This window comes from Sediminibacillus halophilus (assembly GCF_900103695.1).
In the GTDB taxonomy this organism is placed as follows: domain Bacteria; phylum Bacillota; class Bacilli; order Bacillales; family Amphibacillaceae; genus Sediminibacillus; species Sediminibacillus halophilus.
In genome coordinates this window covers 209,327-224,201 of record NZ_FNHF01000001.1, presented here as the reverse complement: position 1 = coordinate 224,201, position 14,875 = coordinate 209,327, and the positions used below count along the sequence as shown (strand labels likewise).

The 14,875-nt window shown below is 41.4% G+C and carries 19 protein-coding genes; 2 read left to right on the top strand and 17 right to left on the bottom strand.

Annotation, left to right across the window (positions count from 1 at the left end):
* Positions 1 to 121: 121 nt before the first annotated feature.
* Positions 122 to 397: an acylphosphatase gene (locus BLR82_RS01235; protein ID WP_245693617.1), complete on the top strand. Its 276-nt coding sequence runs from the start codon at positions 122 to 124 to the stop codon at positions 395 to 397.
* A gap of 328 nt (positions 398 to 725) precedes the next feature.
* Here BLR82_RS01235 and BLR82_RS01230 read toward each other — a convergent pair whose 3' ends face one another.
* Positions 726 to 965: a ferredoxin family protein gene (locus tag BLR82_RS01230; protein WP_026570189.1), complete on the bottom strand. Its 240-nt coding sequence runs from the start codon at positions 963 to 965 to the stop codon at positions 726 to 728.
* Positions 966 to 1,360: 395 nt separating this feature from the next.
* Positions 1,361 to 1,930 (bottom strand): histidine phosphatase family protein, encoded by a 570-nt coding sequence (locus tag BLR82_RS01225; RefSeq protein WP_074597202.1) that lies wholly within the window; start codon positions 1,928 to 1,930, stop codon positions 1,361 to 1,363.
* A 246-nt stretch (positions 1,931 to 2,176) separates the two neighbouring features.
* Here BLR82_RS01225 and BLR82_RS21220 point away from each other — a divergent pair, with 246 nt between their 5' ends.
* Entirely contained in the window at positions 2,177 to 2,563 is a 387-nt protein-coding gene (locus tag BLR82_RS21220; protein WP_074598217.1) for a cytochrome-c oxidase, read from the top strand.
* 35 nt (positions 2,564 to 2,598) lie between these two features.
* Here the strand turns inward: BLR82_RS21220 and BLR82_RS01215 are convergent, their stop codons facing one another.
* The 15 genes from BLR82_RS01215 to tatA form a co-directional block, all read right to left on the bottom strand.
* The gene (locus BLR82_RS01215; protein WP_074598216.1) at positions 2,599 to 2,802 is read right to left on the bottom strand and encodes a DUF6501 family protein; all 204 of its coding nucleotides are present in this window, start codon (positions 2,800 to 2,802) and stop codon (positions 2,599 to 2,601) included.
* A 106-nt stretch (positions 2,803 to 2,908) separates the two neighbouring features.
* Positions 2,909 to 3,280: a VOC family protein gene (locus BLR82_RS01210; protein WP_074597201.1), complete on the bottom strand. Its 372-nt coding sequence runs from the start codon at positions 3,278 to 3,280 to the stop codon at positions 2,909 to 2,911.
* Positions 3,281 to 3,349: 69 nt separating this feature from the next.
* Positions 3,350 to 3,958, bottom strand: coding sequence for an alpha/beta hydrolase (locus tag BLR82_RS01205; RefSeq protein ID WP_074598215.1), 609 nt, complete (start codon positions 3,956 to 3,958; stop codon positions 3,350 to 3,352).
* A gap of 140 nt (positions 3,959 to 4,098) precedes the next feature.
* Positions 4,099 to 5,145, bottom strand: a complete 1,047-nt coding sequence (locus tag BLR82_RS01200; protein ID WP_074597200.1) for an AbrB family transcriptional regulator — start codon at positions 5,143 to 5,145, stop codon at positions 4,099 to 4,101.
* A gap of 31 nt (positions 5,146 to 5,176) precedes the next feature.
* Positions 5,177 to 5,935, bottom strand: coding sequence for a TerC family protein (locus BLR82_RS01195; protein ID WP_074597199.1), 759 nt, complete (start codon positions 5,933 to 5,935; stop codon positions 5,177 to 5,179).
* Between the two features lie 271 nt (positions 5,936 to 6,206).
* A complete protein-coding gene (gene msrB / locus BLR82_RS01190) occupies positions 6,207 to 7,157 on the bottom strand; it encodes a peptide-methionine (R)-S-oxide reductase MsrB (protein WP_074597198.1) in 951 nt (316 codons plus the stop codon).
* Positions 7,158 to 7,325: 168 nt separating this feature from the next.
* Positions 7,326 to 7,871, bottom strand: coding sequence for a VrrA/YqfQ family protein (gene vrrA / locus BLR82_RS01185; protein ID WP_074597197.1), 546 nt, complete (start codon positions 7,869 to 7,871; stop codon positions 7,326 to 7,328).
* A 222-nt stretch (positions 7,872 to 8,093) separates the two neighbouring features.
* The gene (locus tag BLR82_RS01180; RefSeq protein WP_074597196.1) at positions 8,094 to 8,342 is read right to left on the bottom strand and encodes a DUF2584 family protein; all 249 of its coding nucleotides are present in this window, start codon (positions 8,340 to 8,342) and stop codon (positions 8,094 to 8,096) included.
* Positions 8,343 to 8,429: 87 nt separating this feature from the next.
* On the bottom strand, positions 8,430 to 8,768 hold the full coding sequence (locus BLR82_RS01175; protein ID WP_074597195.1) for a DUF5365 family protein: 339 nt from the start codon (positions 8,766 to 8,768) through the stop codon (positions 8,430 to 8,432).
* 144 nt (positions 8,769 to 8,912) lie between these two features.
* A complete protein-coding gene (locus BLR82_RS01170; RefSeq protein ID WP_074597194.1) occupies positions 8,913 to 12,023 on the bottom strand; it encodes an AAA family ATPase in 3,111 nt (1,036 codons plus the stop codon).
* A gap of 1 nt (position 12,024) precedes the next feature.
* Positions 12,025 to 13,179 carry an exonuclease SbcCD subunit D gene (locus BLR82_RS01165; protein WP_074597193.1) on the bottom strand — a complete coding sequence of 385 codons (1,155 nt, stop codon included), beginning with the start codon at positions 13,177 to 13,179 and terminating at the stop codon, positions 12,025 to 12,027.
* Positions 13,180 to 13,290: 111 nt separating this feature from the next.
* Positions 13,291 to 13,509, bottom strand: a complete 219-nt coding sequence (locus BLR82_RS01160; RefSeq protein ID WP_074597192.1) for a YozE family protein — start codon at positions 13,507 to 13,509, stop codon at positions 13,291 to 13,293.
* Between the two features lie 30 nt (positions 13,510 to 13,539).
* Positions 13,540 to 14,262 carry a twin-arginine translocase subunit TatC gene (gene tatC / locus BLR82_RS01155; protein WP_074598214.1) on the bottom strand — a complete coding sequence of 241 codons (723 nt, stop codon included), beginning with the start codon at positions 14,260 to 14,262 and terminating at the stop codon, positions 13,540 to 13,542.
* Between the two features lie 168 nt (positions 14,263 to 14,430).
* The gene (locus BLR82_RS01150; protein WP_074597191.1) at positions 14,431 to 14,616 is read right to left on the bottom strand and encodes a twin-arginine translocase TatA/TatE family subunit; all 186 of its coding nucleotides are present in this window, start codon (positions 14,614 to 14,616) and stop codon (positions 14,431 to 14,433) included.
* 18 nt (positions 14,617 to 14,634) lie between these two features.
* On the bottom strand, positions 14,635 to 14,835 hold the full coding sequence (gene tatA, locus BLR82_RS01145; protein ID WP_074597190.1) for a twin-arginine translocase TatA/TatE family subunit: 201 nt from the start codon (positions 14,833 to 14,835) through the stop codon (positions 14,635 to 14,637).
* Positions 14,836 to 14,875: the final 40 nt, after the last annotated feature.

Sequence of the window (14,875 nt, the reverse complement as noted above, 5' to 3'; positions counted from 1 at the left end):
AGCGCATCATTTCATTTGTTTTTGCTGCTTGTTTCGTAATCGGTATAATGGAAGAAGAAAGATGTTTTATGTGCCACTCTTCAGGCAATGAGAAAACAAATGAAACGTAGAGGTGAGATAAGTGACAAACGCATATATGATCGCTAAAGGAAATGTTCAAGGCGTTGGGTTCCGGGCTACTGCCCAACAGAAGGCTATGGAGATCGGTGTGAAAGGTTGGGTAAGAAATCTGCCAAACGGCGACGTGGAGTTAGAGGCGGAGGGAACGGATAAACAGGTGGACAAATTTATTGAAATAATTCGAGAAGGTCCTCACCGCTTTATTAGCGTAGACCATTTAGATATCGAAAAATCTAAAGAGGAAAAGGGTTACGGCTCTTTTGAAGTCCGTTATTAAACAGCTTCGCTTATGTAGAATATAAAAAAGCCGCTGCGATCTCAGCGGCTTTTTTTAAAAGATAAGAAAGTATAATATTTAGTGCCTATGGAGCATTACTGGCAGCGACATTCTCATCCAACTCCAGCGCCTGCCCCATCGAGGTCTTAAGCCCATCCTCTATGTGGCAAAAAGCGTCACTCCGAGGATGGGCTTAATCTTGCCGGAGGCCCACAGGAGGTGGGTCATGCAGGCGTTGCCACAGGACGTGGCGGATTTAGCCTGTACTCCTTTAAAAAGGCGCTTGCGCTTTTGTTCGTATAAAAATAAACTTCTTCTTTATCACTCATTAATTTTCTTGAAAAAATTTACGGTTCAAGGCGATATATTCATTTTCTTCTTCCGGAACTTCATCTTCCATATAGATGGCTTCAACCGGACATACCGCTTCACATGCACCACAGTCAATGCAAATATCCGGATCAATATAGAACATATCTTTTCCTTCTTCTATACAATCTACTGGACAAACCTCCATGCATTCGCCAGCTTTTTCTGTTTTACAAGGTGATGTAATCACAAATGCCAAGTTTATCTCCTCCTTCTTAAAGTCGACCTGTCTGCTAGAAATAGGTGGTTACAGTACCGCTTAACCGCCTTACTAGGTTATTTATTATACCAAATTATCGTATACTTAACAGTACTGCATGCCAAACATGCTTTTGGCACAACAGGACCAACAAAGCATTCTGTTAGAGTATACTATATCTTTTTTCATTTTTCTACCTTTACCGACAAACATTGCTGATATGGTAATAATATGGAGAAACAAAACGTGAAGAGGGTTGGATAAAGAAGTATGAACCGGGGATTCGTAGTAAATTAAATCATTAGTGCTCGTCTTGAATAAATGTATGGTGCAAAGCGCCAACAGCCCCTGCAACTTGGATAAAGGGGCTGTAATAAGTCGATATCGAACAACTATTAACTCACAACAGGTTCGTCATCTGACCAAATCCGTTCCACTACATATTCTCCACCCGTTTTTTGAATTAAATACATATCCGGATTTGTAAACCCTTTCCACTGGGAGAATCCTATATCCGCCTGATAGCTATTCAATAATAAAGCAAGCAAATTCCCATGCGTAACGATCCCGATGTTCTCGCATGTATCGTCTGCCAAAATCTCATCGATCAATTGACCTGCCCGCAAACTAGCATCGTTCGACGACTCTCCGCCAGGAAGTCTGAAATCTCTATCTGTAAATGATTCCTCTAAAACATCGAGCCAATCATCAATCGGTTCCTCACTGAGCAACCGCTCTTCCAGCCTTTCATCTATTTCTATGGACAGATTGTGCCGTTCCGCGTATGGTTTGATACTTTCAATCGCTCGCAAAAAGGGACTGGATATAATCCGATCCAGCTGGTAGCCATAGTTTTGCAAGAATTCAGCTACAACTTCCGCCTGCCTAACACCCAGCTTCGTTAACGGCGAGTCCTTATGCTGCCCTTCAGCGCTACAATGACGGATCATAAATAGTCTTTTCATCCAAACCATCTCCTCCAAGGGAATTAACTCTATTATCAGACAACTTATCAGTAAAAACAAGTGCTAATAAGGAATTATCGATGTTTTCCTCCTTCACTACTGTTCATTTTCGCCATAGATTATTCATTCTATTCACCTAAAACGAAATGGAAACAACCGAGGAAAAATTGTATGTATTTTTTTGCTCATAAGAAGATTTTCCTGTATTGCTGCATAGGATAGGTAAAAAGAAGGGAGGTGCAAAAAATCGGAATCCGTCTAATTAAAATTTCTGTCGTGTATTTTATGATAGGTATTAGCCTCGGTTACTATATGTCCATTGCTCATCAATACACCCTTACAGGTGTCCATTTCCATATTAACTTACTTGGATGGACTGCCTTGACTTTAGCAGGTCTTATATATTATTTATTTCCAGCGCTGGCCAACAATAAATTAGGTTTTTGGCACTTCTGGCTTCATAACCTTGGACTGCCAGTCATGATGCTTTCCCTTACTGGTATGTTGTTAACTGGTAATTCGGCATGGACCGCAGGTGTCGCAACAGGTGCCACCCTCGTAATCATAGCTGTTTTCCTTTTTGCCATAAATGTCCTCTTACACGTAAATGAACAAAACAGCAGGTTTAGCTAAAAAAACTAACCGTTAGTAAACGGTTAGTTTTTTTATTATACTTCTTCGAAATATTCCTTGTGAAAACCACCAATGCGGTTTGTATTATCGATGATAAAATAAAATTCGTCGGTTTCGTTTTTAACATCATAGACTTTTCCTGGAGTAAGCGTCTTATCTACCACAAATTTTTCAGCATCATTATGAACACATTTAATTTGCTTTATTGTTTCTTTGTTCTCCCAATTCTTATGAATCAATTCATTCACCTGTCTTCCTTTATAGCTTTTTACTAAAAGATTGCTGTTTACACATCAGATATTAATATCACTAACGACATTCCCTTGAACAACGGCTAAATAAATGCTATTTTAACCTTTCTAAAAACTCCAAACGGTTCCCGAATGGATCTTCCAAATAAAAGCGCTTATAGCCGGGAAGCCGATCATCATCCTTCACTTCCACATGATTGCTTCTCAAATAAAATTTCAATTCTTCCAGGTTTTCAACATAAAAAGCAGGATGCGCCTTCCTGGCTGGATCGAACGGTTGTTCCACACCGATATGGAGCTGCTGTGCCCCACACAGAAACCAGATGCCGCCATTTTTCTTCAACGTTTCCGGTTTTTCGATTTCTTCCATTCCTAACAAGTCAGCAAAAAATTCCCTTGCCTTTCGCTCGCTCCCAGCAGGAGCTGCAAGCTGTACATGGTCAATTCCTTGAAAATGGTAGGCCATAGCAATCTCCCCTTGTAATGGCTGGTGGGATGAAGATAAATAAGCATGTCTTCCTTCCCAAATAGTTATTTACTTTCTACCATCACTATACCATGATTTTGCTTGCAATACTTCTCCTTGAGATAATTGGTGCCCCATATTTTCCCAATAAACGGTTACCTGCGCTCCTGCATTTGCTAGCAGTTGTTCCAGCTCCTCTGTTTCCTTGCTGTTTATCAAGGGATCATTGGTACCTGCACCAATAAATACTTTAGTGCCAGTCAAGGAAGGTAGCTCCAATCCTCTTCTTGGAACCATAGGATGGAACAATATAGCACTGTCTAAGGCTTGTGAGTAATGGAACAACAAACTCCCAGCTATATTGGCACCGTTTGAGTAGCCGACAGCCACGATGTTATTCCTGTCAAATTCGTAATGAGAAGCAGCTTCATCGAGAAATGCATGAAGCTCCTCTGTACGTGCGATCAAATCCTCTTCATCAAAAACCCCTTCGCGCAACCGACGGAAAAAACGCGCCATTCCATTCTCTGATACATTTCCCCTTACCCCTAAAACAGAAGCCTCAGGATCAATCATCTCTGCTACTGGCAATAGATCCTTTTCAGTCCCACCTGTTCCGTGCAACAATAACAGTACTGGTGCTTCCGAATTCGATCCTTTTCGAAAAAAATGTTTCATTTGCATTGTAATCCTCCCTCATTCTTTTTCTGTTTATATATCCCCGAACCTAGTTTACATATTAATAATACAGACAACTAATAATATCTCGGAATCAAGATTATTTTAGCACATTTTTTTCTCTCGGCAAATTAGGATAATCAGTATTGAAGTTTTTTAAATAGCCATTTCAGAAAGAATGGCAGTATTAACACAATGGTTAGCAGCCGAATCATTTGCAGAGAGCTGACAATCGATGGGTCTCCGTTTACCGATTGCGCAGTCAACGCCATTTCGATTAAACCTCCTGGCGCAAGGCTCAATACCGCTGTTGCCGTATTCAAGTTGGTAAAGGAACTAAAAAGGTAACCGAACCCGAAGGATGTCGCGATTAATAAGATAGCGAGACATAAAAAATAAAGACAATACCTGCCTGCCGTTTTCAGATCTTTAACTGAAATAGAATTCCCAAGATAAACACCGATTGTCAGCTGTGCAAACAAATATGCACTATTCGGAAGTTGGAAAAGGGCTATTTCGTTAATTTGCAAAGCTGCTGTAATCAACATCGGAACCAAAACAAGTGATGCAGGTACCCACCTTTGCAGCAACACCCCGATAAAAAACGCAGCAATAAACAATATACCTGTCCATGGCGGTCCATCAACAGCCTGCTGTAGCACTGCTCCTTGAGTCAATTGAGTTTGATGAAAAAATAGATGGGTAGCCGAGAACGGAATGATGAACAATACTGCAACTAGTCGAATGGTTTGAAAAATGGTAACCAGTACAGTATTTCCATTGAACGATTCACTTAATGCTAAAACAGTCGATAATCCTCCCGGAATGCTGCCCAGCAAACTTGTTGTTACATCTAATTTTACCCATCTTGTAATCAAATAAGCGCTTCCCAAGCTCAAAGCAATCAAGAGCAAAGTCAGAACAGTATATGGAACCAGATACGGAACGACAGTGGTCAGTGTGGCAGCAGTGAAGGTAGAACCAATCTGAATCCCTAAAATGGAAAAGCTGACCTTCCTTAGTCTTAGTGAAGCGGTTGTTCTTGCATTAGGAACAAGCTTATAGATCAACAAACTTGTGACTGGACCAAGAATCCAGGGCAACGGCAGATGCAGCCAAGTATATAAAAATCCGCCAACGGCTCCAATGAAATATGTGATAAGTAATCGAGTAAGGAAGCCTGCCAAAGCCAACCACCTACTTTCCAGCTTAATCCTCTTATTCGCTGTCTTGGTTCGATGGTTTCCAAAACCAGCCAATCAGGGCGATTGCTATCATTACCACCCAGAAAATCGTTTTCCATAGAGTAGTTTCCGGAAACTCAGCTGGGATGATTGCTAACTGAGGATGGGCCAGGGTGTGTACCGCTAGCTTGACAGCCACCCAGCCGACAATTGTGTAGGCGGCAGTTTCCAAGCCAGGTCTTTTCTTTAACAATTTCACAATATAAGAGGCGGCAATCCTGATTAGTATCAAACCAATCATACCACCTGCAAGGATGACAATAAATTGAGCACCATCCATTCCTCCAATAGCCGGAATGGTTGTCTTCGGCAAAGTTGTCGCCAAGGCAACAGCTGCCAAAATAGAATCAACGGCAAAAGCAATATCCGCTAACTCTACTTTGATAACCGTTGTCCAGAAACCAGACCCTTTAGCAGGTTTGACGACAGACTCTTCTTCCTTTTCCTTCGAAAAGATTTTCCATAGATTATTAATCGAAATAAACAGTAAGTAAATTGCACCTAATGCCTGAACCTGCCAGATATCAATTAAAAAAGAAATGAAAAACAAAGAGCCAAACCGAAAGATAAAGGCTCCGCCCAATCCATAAAGAAGTGCTTTCCTTTGTTTGTCTTCCGGTAAATGTTTGACTATGAGTGCCATAACTAGAGCGTTATCTGCCGCTAACAATCCCTCGAGCCCGATAAGTGCAAGCAAAGTCCATCCATATTCGAGCAAAATACCTGTATCCACTAAGAAGACCTTCTTTCTCTCTATGTAAATATAGCCGCTTCCTCCCATATCGAAAACCTTGTCCAAATAACGATAAAAAGGCACCTTGATAACGGAGGGAAAACTTGATCCGTGCCTGCATGACAAAGGCAGGGGGTTCGTTGCACGCATTCTTCATTACAGAAAATATTCGTCTGGATATGCTATCCTCTCCGCTAGGATCTTATCCTATCTGCACGTGCAAAAAAAGGCCCGGAATCAGGAGGTATCCTTATTCCGGGGCGGAGTGTACTTAGCGGAACAAATAGGATAAATATCCATACCCTTCCTGCTCCATTTTATCTTTAGGAACAAACCGCATTGCTGCTGAATTCATGCAGTAACGCATGCCGCCTTTTTCCTGTGGCCCGTCTTCAAAAACATGACCCAAGTGTGAATCAGCCTGGCTGCTCCTTATCTCCGTTCGAATCATTCCATGGGAGGTATCCGTATTTTCTTTCACTTGATGTTTGTCAATAGGTTTCGTAAAGCTTGGCCACCCGCAGCCCGCATCATATTTGTCTTTTGATGAAAACAAGGGTTCTCCGGAAATCACATCTACGTAAATGCCTTCTTCTTCATGATCAAAGTATTCATTTTGGAACGGAGTTTCCGTACCGTTTTCCTGGGTTACATGATACTGCAATGGTGTCAGTTGACGCCGGAGCTCTTCCTTGTTTTTCTCAGGCCTCCAGGTTTTCTCGATGAAATCTTGGCGGCCTGATCCTTTTTTATACAATTTATAGTGAAAAGACTGCTTTTTATAATAATCCTGGTGCTTCTCTTCCGCTTCGTAGAAAGGTGCAGCAGGTAAAATCTTCGTTACAATCGGATCGGAAAATTTACCGCTTTCCTCCAGCTTTTGTTTAGATTTCTCAGCTGATTGCCTTTGTTCTTCATTGTGATAAAAAATGGCTGTCTGGTAAGATTCTCCCCTGTCGTTAAACTGGCCGCCCGGATCGGTAGGATCAATCTGCTGCCAAAATATTTCCAACAGGCGTTCGTAAGAAAAAATATCCGGGTCAAACGTAATCTGTACAGCTTCTACGTGTCCGGTCGTATCGGAACAGACTTCCTCATATGTTGGATTTTCCGTTGTTCCACCGGTATAACCGGAAACAACTTTTTCAATTCCTGGTCGTTCATCAAACGGTTCGACCATACACCAAAAACAGCCGCCAGCAAAAGTTGCTTTTTCAGGCATTGTATTACCTCCTTTAAACCGAAAAAACGGAAACAATTTCTTTTTCATTCCCGTTTTTTGATCATCTATTTCATTTTCTTATCCCTAAAAATGGTGTCGGGAAGATATAATTGATATACTCTCTATTCTTTCTTTTTTCACAAGAAAAATCAAGCAGTCTGCATTTACTTATATATATAGTTTTGGTATTGATTTACCGGATTGGGTAGTATGGACTTTTCTCATCGTCTTTTTCTTTGGTTTTTCTGCAGCTTCGATTTTATAAAGATTTTCTTGTTCTATTTCTATTTTATCCACTTCTTCTTCCGATGAAACACGCTCAACTGACTCAGATTCTGTAGTTTCTTGGTCAACGTCGCTGCTGTCTTCCTCATTAAAAGCCTTGAGCATATTGATCATCATCGGAATATTTTTCACCATTGGACCGTATTGTTGGATAACCGGCATAGCTGATTGCGCCATCTTTATAGCTTGCTGCACATTACCCAGTGTACTTGTCAATTTGGAACCGCCTCCTGCTGCCGCTGGAAACTGAGAAACAGCTGATGGTTGGGTAAAACGCTGCAGCAAACCGGACAGTCCCCCTCCTCTAGGAGCCGGCACTCCACCGTGGTATGGGGTTGGGAAATTTGACGGGAATCCCCCCGGAGACCTTACTCCTTGAGAAAAAGGGAACGAACCGATGCCTGATGGCCCTTGACTTGGATTGAACATACAAAAACCCCTCTCTTCTAAAATGACTTGGTTTATTGTACGTTCCATGCCTACAAGAAGTGTAGGCATTAATCAAGCATTTCGGGAAGGTAATGCAATATAAAAAAAGAGCTCCTCCAAAGCCGTTGGACTTTAAAGAAAGCTCCTTTTCAAATCATGAATTATTTCCCGGGCAAGCGCAGAATACGACGCTTGTCGTACTTTTCCCCGCATTGATTGTCGCTAATTGACATTATATAAAGAAAGCAGTTGATACGTGCAAACCGTCCGTTCTTCCTTCCAGGAAATTTCGACAATCTTCCCGCTCCCTATCTGGTCGGAATCATGGTGACGTTTGATCTCGATCTCCTGGTTTATGGGAAATAATTTGTACCCTGAAAATTCTATTTCAAACATATTTTGCTGATGCAGTAAACGCTTTTCTCTACCGTGAGTCAGCAGCTTCCATTCAATTGACATAGGCATTGACATTCAACACCCACCTCCCGATATCATTTACCTATCATAGTACGTCATGGTAGTTTGCTTGACAAGAAAAATTTCCTGTACGGAAGGATTTTAACCCAAAAAATCACGTAATGTGAAAGGGAAATTAATATGATAACTACCCAGTATTCGAATATTTTTTTGAAATGTGTCTTCGTATTCGCCTATTCCCGTTCCTTGCTGTAGATGTGTGTCTAAAATGGACGTGATGGTCTGCAAGGCTGTGGTTACTTCGAATATTTCCGCTAACGATAATTCCTGCAAAGAAGGAATATCCATTAACTGAAAGCTTTTCAATTTGGCTATGTAGCCTTCGGAAAAGTACTCGGGTAAGATTCGGTCATAAATTTCCTTCATCAGAGAAAGGGCGTATTCCTGTTGTTCCGAAGTGGAAGCGGTGATCACTTTCATAAAAATCCTCCTGTATATCTAATAGCAAAAATAAGAGCCTTTGCTGCTGTCAGTCAATTGACAGCAGCGCAATAAGGTCATCTTCTTCTACTATATCACGAGCTTATTTCGTTATTTAAGGAGTAATTATTGGCAATCTGGTGATCAAGCAAACTGGAATGCAGCTTTCGATCCTTTTTGGGAAGGTGTGATTTGCAATTTAGCCGGTATTTCTTCTTTCAGCTGAGGAACATGGGAAATAATACCCAGCAGTCGATTGCTTTGCTGCAATCCTTTCAAGCATTCTATCGCTTGTTCCAGGGACAATTCATCAAGTGTGCCAAACCCTTCGTCAATAAATAATGTTTCTAACTGTACTCCTCCGGCGTGTGCCTGGACGACGTCCGCCATCCCCAGAGCCAGACTTAGTGCAGCCTTAAATCCTTCGCCTCCCGATAAAGTTTTAACTGAACGCTGTAAACCGGTATGGTGATCAAGCACTTCCAGATCTAACCCGCTTTGAGCCCCTCGCTTGGCAATTTGATCACTGCGAATTAATTGATAACGATGATCGGTCATTTGGTCTAAACGAATATTTGCCTGTAAAAGGATTTCATCCAAGAATGCCGACAATACATAGCGTTCAAACGATAGACGCAAATGATTTTCTCCCCGAGCCAAATCTGCCAGCTCTCCGATATCGTAATATTGTTTTGCCTTCAATTGTTTTTCTTCCAGCAATTCCAGCATTGACTTTCTTATTTGCTCATAACTCTTGACGGTCAGTTTCAAATTTTGTATGTTCTGGTTGACCACCTCCAGCTTTTCTGAGCATCGGCGAACCGACGCTTCCAGTTCTTCTATATCAGGTTTTTCTTGCCCATCTAATTGTTTGTTAACTGCTTGAAGACGTTTCTCAACAGTATGCTTTTGCTTATTGAATTCCTCGATCTCTTGCTTAAGGTTTAAGCTCTCACTTTCTGTAATCCTGGCATATTGATAGGCTTCTATAGAAGGAAATTGACTATGTTCAATTTTTTCTTCAAAATCCGCTTGCTCTGTTGCTAGCTTTTGCTCTGTTTCCTTTGCAAAAGTACGCTGTTGCTCGATAATAGTATTCAGCTCTTGCAGCTTTTCTTTTCCAGCTTGGTACCTGGATTGGATGTATTCCCATTTTTGCAGCCATTCAGACAAGACTTTTTCCTTGTTAGTCACTTTCTTCTGAATAACGAAAGGATCCTGGTCTTCTTCTGAAAGTTCCTGCTTTGCTGTCTCCACTTGCATGTTGATACGCATCCAGGATTCGGTGATGCTTTCTTTTGATTGCTTGAGTTCTTCCAGCTGTGTTTCCAATTGTTGTGTTTTTTTCGATAATTGTTCTGACTGCCGGCCGGCTTGTTCCATTTGCTCAATCTCTTTATAAAGAAGGTCCATTTTTCTTTTCTCTGCAGTAACGGTGTTTTTCCAGCTTTCCAATAGACGCAGAATAGACTGACCATCTAACGTATCGATACTGTCTTTGAATGCCTGGTAATTTTGATCCACTAACGACCTTTGAGCTTGTCCGTCCGATTTCACTTGAATATAGTACCGCTGCCACTCATCAAAATCTTTTTTGGCTGTTTCAAGCCGTTTTCTTGTCTCTTCCAATTGGCGATCCGATATATCCTCTGTTCTACCGCTGGCAGGATCGGGATGTTGTTCGGAACCACAAACCGGACAAGCGCAGCCTTCTTTCAAATGCTGTGCCAATAATAGTGCATGGTTATTGGCCTGTTGTGCTTCAAGTTCATTCAACTTTGATTGCAGCCGCTCAATGAGTTGTTGTTTTTCATTATATTGCTGGTGCACCTGTTGATATTTTTGACGAAGTTCTTGTAATTTTTCAAATTGATTTAACAATTCCTCCAACTTTTTTGTTTGTTCTTCAGCTTGTTTGACTTTTTGTTCCACATGATAATATTTTTTTGTTGTTTCCTGATGCTGTTGTACCTGCACTTGCAGTTTATCCTGTTGGTGACGGATTTTCTTCATATCATCCGTTAGCCTCTGGATGTTTGTTTCTGCAGCTTGCTTCTTTTGCTCAGCTTGCTTTTGTTCCTGTTTGAGTAGAACAAGCTGCTTAGACTGCTCTAATTGTTTTTTTGTTGTTTCCAGTTGCTCCTGCAGTTGCTCTCGTTCGCGCTCCCGGCCTGATTCTATTTCATATTCAGCTGCAACTGTTTGGAACCATTCCTCTGTCTCTTTCTTTTTCGCTTTCTGGCTGTCCAGTCTTTTGATTTGATTCTCCCATTCGCTTTTGCGTCTTTTTACTTGTTCTTCAAACGGGATGATTTTAGCCGCTGTTTCCGCTAATTCTAGTTTTTTCTGTTTTTCATTTACAGAAGGTTGCCGCTCTGTTAACTTCGCTGAAGTTTCCTGCAATTGATCAAATTCCGCAAACATTTCCGATAGCTGTTTACCTTTGTAAAAAGCTTCTTGCGCGGCATTTAATGCATTCTTTTCTTTTGCTAACTGTTCTTCGTTGAGTCCCAGATCTTCACTCGCCTCGTGTATTTCCTCATTCAATTTTTCTATAATAGTCTCAATGGAATCCGACTCTTCCGTCTCATTCTTTCTCCATTGTATTTTTGCTGCTTCCCGTTCCAAACGGTCCTCAAGCTGTTTGATAGACTCCAAAAGCTGTTTGGACTGTTTCTTCAACTCCTCGGTAATTTGTTCGTAGAAGTGCGTGTGGAAAATTTTTTGTAAAATTTCTTCTCGTTCCTTACTGTTTTCGGAAATAAGCCGCCGAAATTCTCCTTGGGGAATCATGATCATTTTCCGGAATTGCTCATAATCCAAGCCGAGTTGCTCTTCCAGCATTTCGTTGACATCCTTGATTTTAGAAGCTGCCAAAACGGTCTCACCGTCATTTATTTCATATAATTCCGCTCTCGCCGGGTCTTCAGTGAATCCATCTCCCCGCTCTTTTCGTTTCTTTTGCTTCGGAAAACGGTTTACTTGGTACATTCTCCCCTTCAAAGCAAACTGAAAGCTTACTTCAGTCGGCTGATCAATTTCAGCAAAATGACTACGAAGGGAGTCGTGGTCTCGGTCATTACCGCTGGCCCTACCATAAAGTGCATAACAAATAGCATCAAAAATGGTTGTCTTGCCCGCTCCGGTAGGTCCTGTTATTAGAAATATCGATTCATTGCCAATTTCCCGAAAATCGACTATCTGCGTTTCCCGATAAGGACCAAAAGCGGTTATCGATAACTTGATTGCACGCATGTTACTTCCCCCTCTCCTGATCCATCAACAATTGGACAACTTGATTCATCTGTTCCCTGCGCGATTCCGGAATCGCTTCCCCTTTCATCTCCTTATAAAATGTTTCAAATAATTCCGTATGGGACATTTTTTGTTTTTCTCGTATTTTGTTTAAATCGTTCAGCTGCATCTGGGAATTAAGCACTTGACGTTCCAGGCGGAGAATGTTCGGATATCGCTTTCTTAATTTGCCCATCGGATCGACTAGCTGGCCATCATCCAAAAGTCGTATATGCAGGTAATCTTCTTCGGGGAACTCTTTGCTTCCTTCCAATAATTCGTCAAAATATCCCTCCACTACCCGCATATCTCTTCTCGGCGTGAGGGGAAGATACTGTCTATCCACGACGCCATCTTTATCGATTTCCAAAAGGGTAACCGACTTTTTCTGATTTGCTTCAGAGAAAGAATATTTAAGCAGCGAGCCGCTATAGCGGATGTTATCATCTGTAACCCGTTGTGGCTGATGGAGATGACCAAGTGCTACATAAGAAAAATTTTTAAACAACCCGGCATCGATATACGGACTTCCTCCAATCATCGATAACCGTTCTTCCGATTCGGATTCCATACCACCGGCTAAAAACGCATGGCCAATGAAAACATGCCGTTCTTCCATATCATGTCGTTTTTCAATATGGGTAATAACGGCCTCCATCGCTTTCTGATGGCTCTGAATACTGTCATCCTGAAAATAAGCACGAGCATCAGCAGGTTCCATATAGGGAATTAAATGAAAGTGGATTGGTCCGTGTTCATCGTAAAGCGTAACAGGATCTAATCCTCCCTTTAGCTTCGTTTCAATAAACAACTGCTGTGAACGGAATATACTACTGCCGAAATCGAGCCTGTCCGGACTATCATGATTACCTGAAACGGCTAAAACAGGTATTTTTAATTCCGTTACAATGGTCGTCAACACCCTGTTCAGCAATTCGACCGCTTCTTTCGGCGGTACCGATCGATCATATAAATCTCCAGCAATAATAACCACGTCCGGTTTTTCTGCTCGGATCATTTCTATCATTCTATCAAGCATATAAGCTTGATCCTCTGTCATATGCACACTATTAACGATTTTACCTAAGTGCCAGTCAGCAGTATGTAAAATTTTCACGTAAATCCCTCCATAGTTGTCATTTTAGCATGTTCTTGTCTGCCGGGCATGTGAAATAACTTCTTTAGCTGACGAAAAAAAGCCCTGCAAGCAGGGCTTTTTGGTATGCAATTAACCTTCATTCATCAAGTAATCTTCCCATAGCCGGTCGAAGACCTGGGTTGCTTCCGTAAAAGGAATATTCCACTCTAAGTAACGACTGACTTCATCATAGGAAGTAGATTGTTTCGGGAAATCGTGAGCCTCGAACATCCAGTCGGCCAGACGACGTTCGTCTGTCTTTGGACCGGAGCCACGGTACCGCATCATATAGTGATAAAAGGAACGCAATCCTCTCACCTCCATTTCCATCGATCGGGATTAGTCATCGCTGTCCATAAATGCTTCATGCTTTCTTTGCTTTTTGCGAAAAGTAAAAGCTGAAAGGAAAATGCTTATCTCATACAATACGATTAGTGGCACCGCGACGACAATTTGCAAAACAAAATCCGGCGGCGAAATCATCGTTCCGATAATAATCAAGATTAAATAAGCGTATTTTCTCGTTTTTCGCATAAAATCCGGTGTCAATATTCCTAGACTGGTCAAAAACATCGTAATGATCGGGATCTCGAATAAAATCGCAAAAGGAAGAGTGACCCGGAGTAAAAAGCGAAAATATTTATCCACCGTGAAAATCTCATTGAACATCCCATCGTTTAGCGACAACAGAAACGGCAATATCAGATCAATAAATACATAATATCCGAAGGCAAGCCCGCCGATAAACAATAAAAAGGTTGCCGGAATATAAGATAAGGATACTTTTCTCTCTTTAGGTGTAAGTCCTGGCCGCACAAACAGCCATGCCTGCAAGCAGAAAAACGGAATTGTGCCTACGACTGCCACCACAGAAGCCATGGTAAAGTATATCCAGATAATTTCTCCTGGACTGATTACATTCAAGGTGAAATCAAGATCATTGACAAAAAAACCGTAAATATCACGGACAAACACAAAACCGACAATAAAAAAAACAATAAAAACAACCGCTGTCCAAATCAATCGTTTGCGCAATTCCGTTAAATGTTCTGTCATATTCATTTCTTTTTCATAATCAGCTGATCCGGACAAAAAACAGCCCCCTTTCTCAAAAAGAAGATGCAAGGACCTTGTCCCTACACCTTCATCGCACACAATCCGGCGATTCTACGCCCCATCACTTTCTATATTCAGAAAAAACGAGAAGCAGTCATACGTCAACAGGTACTATTACTTTTGTTTCTCTTCCACTTTTTTCGAGTCCTCATCCGAGATGATATCCCTTGTAGCTTTTTTGAATTCTCTCAAAGAGCTTCCCACCGCTTTGCCGATTTCCGGAAGCTTGGATGGCCCGAACACAATTAGCGAAATAACCAATATGAGGATCAGTCCTGGAAAACCTATATTACTAAACATATGGAATCACTCCACTTCTTATTTTCTCTCGACGTCGTCAGAAGACTCTTTTTTGGTATATTCATCGAACGGTTCTGTTAAATCTTTCGTAGAATTTTTAAATTCTTTTAACGTCTGCCCGGTTGCTTTGCCTATTTCAGGCAACTTTTTTGGTCCGAAAATGATCAACACGATGATCAATATCAGAATTAAACCCGGTATTCCAATGCTTGTCAACATTTATCATCACCTACTCATTGTGAAATTAACCTGTTTGTAC

What these genes read in the sequence shown, in the direction of transcription:
- BLR82_RS01205 (WP_074598215.1), bottom strand. Translation starts at nt 3,958, where the DNA reads ATGAAACATTTTTTTCGAAAAGGATCGAATTCGGAAGCACCAGTACTG.
- vrrA (WP_074597197.1), bottom strand. Translation starts at nt 7,871, where the DNA reads ATGTTCAATCCAAGTCAAGGGCCATCAGGCATCGGTTCGTTCCCTTTT.
- BLR82_RS01180 (WP_074597196.1), bottom strand. Translation starts at nt 8,342, where the DNA reads ATGTCAATGCCTATGTCAATTGAATGGAAGCTGCTGACTCACGGTAGA.
- tatA (WP_074597190.1), bottom strand. Translation starts at nt 14,835, where the DNA reads ATGTTGACAAGCATTGGAATACCGGGTTTAATTCTGATATTGATCATC.
- BLR82_RS01210 (WP_074597201.1), bottom strand. Translation starts at nt 3,280, where the DNA reads ATGGCCTACCATTTTCAAGGAATTGACCATGTACAGCTTGCAGCTCCT.
- tatC (WP_074598214.1), bottom strand. Translation starts at nt 14,262, where the DNA reads ATGAATATGACAGAACATTTAACGGAATTGCGCAAACGATTGATTTGG.
- BLR82_RS01150 (WP_074597191.1), bottom strand. Translation starts at nt 14,616, where the DNA reads ATGTTTAGTAATATAGGTTTTCCAGGACTGATCCTCATATTGGTTATT.
- BLR82_RS01175 (WP_074597195.1), bottom strand. Translation starts at nt 8,768, where the DNA reads ATGAAAGTGATCACCGCTTCCACTTCGGAACAACAGGAATACGCCCTT.
- BLR82_RS01170 (WP_074597194.1), bottom strand. Translation starts at nt 12,023, where the DNA reads ATGCGTGCAATCAAGTTATCGATAACCGCTTTTGGTCCTTATCGGGAA.
- BLR82_RS01225 (WP_074597202.1), bottom strand. Translation starts at nt 1,930, where the DNA reads ATGAAAAGACTATTTATGATCCGTCATTGTAGCGCTGAAGGGCAGCAT.
- msrB (WP_074597198.1), bottom strand. Translation starts at nt 7,157, where the DNA reads ATGCCTGAAAAAGCAACTTTTGCTGGCGGCTGTTTTTGGTGTATGGTC.